Genomic DNA, 3,847 nt, shown 5'->3' on the forward strand with positions numbered 1-3,847 from the left:
GCCCACTCCAGCAGGGCCTACATCCGCTGCAACCGGACCCCGGCGTACTTGTACTAGACCATGAGGGACGAGCACATAAAACCTCGGTACAGCTCGCCGGCCGCCTCCTGCCACCAGAGCCCGAGCAGCGTACGGTCCGCGTCGTCGAGCCAGTGCACAGCCTGGACCAGCTCGCGGCGCTGGTCGGCGACGACGATCTCGGCGGTGGCCCGCTCGGCGAAGTCACCCTCCGGATCGGGCAGTTCGGCCGGCGCGGCGGCGTGGCGGAGCCGGGTGACCCCGCGCGAGCGCAGGTGCAGCTGGATCTGCCGGTACGCGATGGTCACCAGCCAGGACCGGTAGCGGTCGGGCTCGCGCAGCGAGCCCAAGGCGTGGATCGAGCGCAGCATGGTCTCCTGGACCACGTCGTCCACATCCGGATGGCCGTCCAGGGCGCGGCCGATGATGTTGTAGACGAGCGGGAGGTGCTCGGCGACGAGTTCGTCGAGGGCGCCGGCGCTGCCGCCTTGCGCGTCGCGGACGAGCCGGGCCACGTCATGTCCGACGGCCTGACTCTGCGTCACCGGGGACCTCCTCCTTCTCCGGCTCGCCGGACCCGGACAGCCGCGCGACGGCCGGCGCGCAGACATAGACGAATCTCGCTGGCCAGGACCTCGCATGGGGTCGCGCACGGCCGATTTGAGCTGCCGGAACGTGAAACTGATCGATGTCGCGCCGTATCGTGACACAGCACGCGGAGGCTGTAAAGCAAGGGTCCGCCGCTTTTTCTCGCGGATTTCTGTTGTCCGCCGGCCGGTCGCGCATCTACGACAGTGCCGCTCCACCCCCGGGCGGCGATGACTCAACGTGACCGACTGGGAGCGCTCCCGCTGCCCGCCGGACCCGTACGAGAGGACCGGAAGTGTCTGGATCAAGGCTGGCGAGACGTCTCCTGGTGGCCGCACTGGCCGTCGTCATCCCCGGAGCCGCCATCGCCTACACCGTCCTGCCGTCGCAGGCCGCCGCCCTGCCCGCGACGGGCGTCGCCTACCAGCTGGCGGTGACCAGGAGCGGCATGTGCCTCGACGTGCCCGCCGCGTCGACCGCCAACGGCGCCGCATTGCAACAGTGGGGCTGCACCTCAGGCGCGGCCTGGCAGCAGTTCAAGCTCACTGCGGCCGGATCGAACTATCAGCTGGTCAACGTGAACAGCGGCAAGTGCGTGGACGTACCAGGCTTCTCCACCGCCAGTGGCGTGCAGCTCCAGCAGTACACCTGCGTGGCCGGCCAGACCAACCAGCAGTGGAAGCTCGTCGCCAGCGGCACGAACACATTCCAGATCATCAACATCAACAGCGGGCTGTGCATCAGCGACAAGGACGCATCCACCGCTTCCGGCGCCGCGGTCATCCAAGAGACCTGTACGGCGAACAGCAACAAGCAGTGGGCGTTCCGTTCCACCTCGACGGGCACGGCGACGGTCGCCGCGGACGGCACCGGCCAGTACGCCAGCGTCCAGGCCGCGATCGACGCGGTACCGGCGAACAACACCACCCGCCGGGTCATCACGATCAAGGCGGGCACCTACCGCGAGATCGTCACCATCCCCGCGAACAAGCCGTACGTGACGTTGCAGGGGCTGGGCACCTCCGCGGCGCAGACGGTGATCGTGAACAACCACAGCTCCGCGGGCGGCTACGGCACCTCCGGCAGCGCCACCGTCTTCGTCAACGGCCCCGACTTCGCCGCGGCCAACCTGAGCATCGCCAACGACTACGGCGAAGGCAGCCAGGCCGTCGCGGCCAACCTCAACGGCGACCGGGCCGTCTTCGACAACGTGCGGTTCCTCGGCAACCAGGACACCCTGCTGATCAACAACAACCGCTCGTACGTCAAGAACTCGTACGTCGAGGGCACCGTCGACTTCATCTTCGGCGCCGGGACCGCGGTGTTCCAGGCCAGCACCATCCACGAGCGACGCACCAGCGGCGGGCCGATCACCGCGGCCCGCACCGACCCGGCCAAGGCATACGGGTTCCTGTTCTACAAGTGCACGATCACCGGCGCCGCGAACAACGTCACCCAGCTCGGCCGCCCGTGGGGCCCGGACGCGCAGGTCCTGTTCCGCGAGTCGAACCTGAGCGCCACCATGCGCACCGCCCAGCCGTGGACCGACATGTCCGGCAACACCTGGCAGAACGCCCGGTTCCTCGAATACCGGAACACCGGCTCGGGCGCCGGCGTCAACAGCAACCGGCCCCAGCTCAGCGACGCGAGCGCGGCCGCCTACACGCCGCAGAAGTACCTGGCCGGCAGCGACGGCTGGAACCCGGTCGGCTGATCCTCCCCACAATCCCTTTGGAGAATTCATGAGACTCAGGAAACGCGCTGCTCTGGTGGCGGCGGTGCTGGCGGTCCCCGCCGCGTTCGTCGGCTACTCGATCATGCCGTCACAGGCGGCGGCGCTGCCGGCGACCGGCGGCACCTATCAGGTGGCGGTGGCCAAGAGCGGCATGTGTCTCGACGTGCCCGCCGCGTCGACGGCCAACGGTGCCGCGTTGCAGCAGTGGGGATGCACGTCCGGCGCGGCCTGGCAGCAGTTCAAGCTCACTGCGGCCGGATCGAACTATCAGCTGGTCAACGTGAACAGCGGCAAGTGTGTGGACGTACCGGGCTTCTCCCTCGCCAGCGGTGTGCAGCTGCAGCAGTACACGTGCGTGGCCTCGCAGGCCAACCAGCAGTGGCGGCTCGTCGCCAGCGGCACGGACACGTTCCAGATCATCAACGTCAACAGCGGGCTGTGCATCAGCGACAAGGACGCATCCACCGCGTCCGGCGCCGCGGTCATCCAAGAGACCTGTACGGCGAACAGCAACAAGCAGTGGGCGTTCCGTACCGCGTCGACGGGTGGCCGGACTTGGTCGAACACGGCGGACGGGTTCGCGTCGACCGGCGGCGGCACCACGGGCGGGGCGGCCGGACCCACGGTCACCGTGACCAACCAGGCCGACCTGCAGAAGTACGTCACGGCGACGACGCCGTACGTCATCAAGGTGGCGGGGGCGATCACGATCACGCCCAAGGGCACCGAACTGAAGGTGCAGTCGAACAAGACCATCATCGGCGTCGGCACGAGCGGCCACATCGTCGGTGGTGGCTTCTTCCTCGGCACCGGGGTCAGGAACGTCATCATCCGCAACCTGACCATCCGCGACACGCAGATGGCGGACGACGACCCGGATGACAAGGTCTACGACTACGACGCGATCCAGATGGACACGGCCGACCACATCTGGATCGACCACAACACGCTGACCCGGATGAACGACGGGCTGATCGACAGCCGCAAGGACACCAGCTATCTGACCGTGTCGTGGAACGTGCTGGCCAGCAACAACAAGACCTTCGGGATCGGCTGGACCGAGAACGTGACCGCGCGCATGACGATCCACCACAACTGGATCCACGACACCAACCAGCGCAATCCCAGTACGGACAATGTGGCGTTGGCTCATCTTTACAACAACTATCTGCAGAACATCTCTTCGTACGGGAACTATGCTCGTGGGGCTACCAAGATGGTGCTGGAGAACAGTTACTTCTCCAATGTGAAGGACCCCTACTACCCGGACGCTACCGCTCAGCTGAGGCAGAGTGGGAGTGTGGTTGTGAACTCCACGGGTAAGCAGTCGACTTCGGGGTCTGCGTTTAGTCCTTCGAGCTATTACTCGTATACGTTGGACAAGGCTTCTGATTTGCCTGCTTTGCTTGGGCGGTATGCCGGGCCTCAGGGGGATATCGGTTTCTGATCTTTTTTTGCTGGCTTCCGGTTGGACGGTTGGGGGCCGGGGTGACCAAGATCGGCTTG

Annotated in this window: 3 protein-coding genes; 2 read left to right on the top strand and 1 reads right to left on the bottom strand. The window is 66.3% G+C overall.

Annotated elements, in window-relative coordinates:
• Positions 1 to 53 precede the first annotated feature (53 nt).
• Complete coding sequence (locus AB0C29_RS37530) at positions 54 to 563, bottom strand: sigma-70 family RNA polymerase sigma factor (RefSeq protein ID WP_360830829.1); 510 nt, start codon at positions 561 to 563, stop codon at positions 54 to 56.
• Between the two features lie 338 nt (positions 564 to 901).
• On the opposite strand from AB0C29_RS37530, the gene AB0C29_RS37535 reads away from it, so the two are divergent.
• Positions 902 to 2,320 (top strand): pectinesterase family protein, encoded by a 1,419-nt coding sequence (locus tag AB0C29_RS37535; RefSeq protein WP_360830832.1) that lies wholly within the window; start codon positions 902 to 904, stop codon positions 2,318 to 2,320.
• Positions 2,321 to 2,375: 55 nt separating this feature from the next.
• Positions 2,376 to 3,788 carry an RICIN domain-containing protein gene (locus AB0C29_RS37540; RefSeq protein WP_360830835.1) on the top strand — a complete coding sequence of 471 codons (1,413 nt, stop codon included), beginning with the start codon at positions 2,376 to 2,378 and terminating at the stop codon, positions 3,786 to 3,788.
• The last annotated feature ends 59 nt before the right edge of the window (positions 3,789 to 3,847 follow it).

Origin of the sequence: Actinoplanes sp. NPDC048791, from assembly GCF_040650095.1 — a bacterium.
In the GTDB taxonomy this organism is placed as follows: domain Bacteria; phylum Actinomycetota; class Actinomycetes; order Mycobacteriales; family Micromonosporaceae; genus Actinoplanes.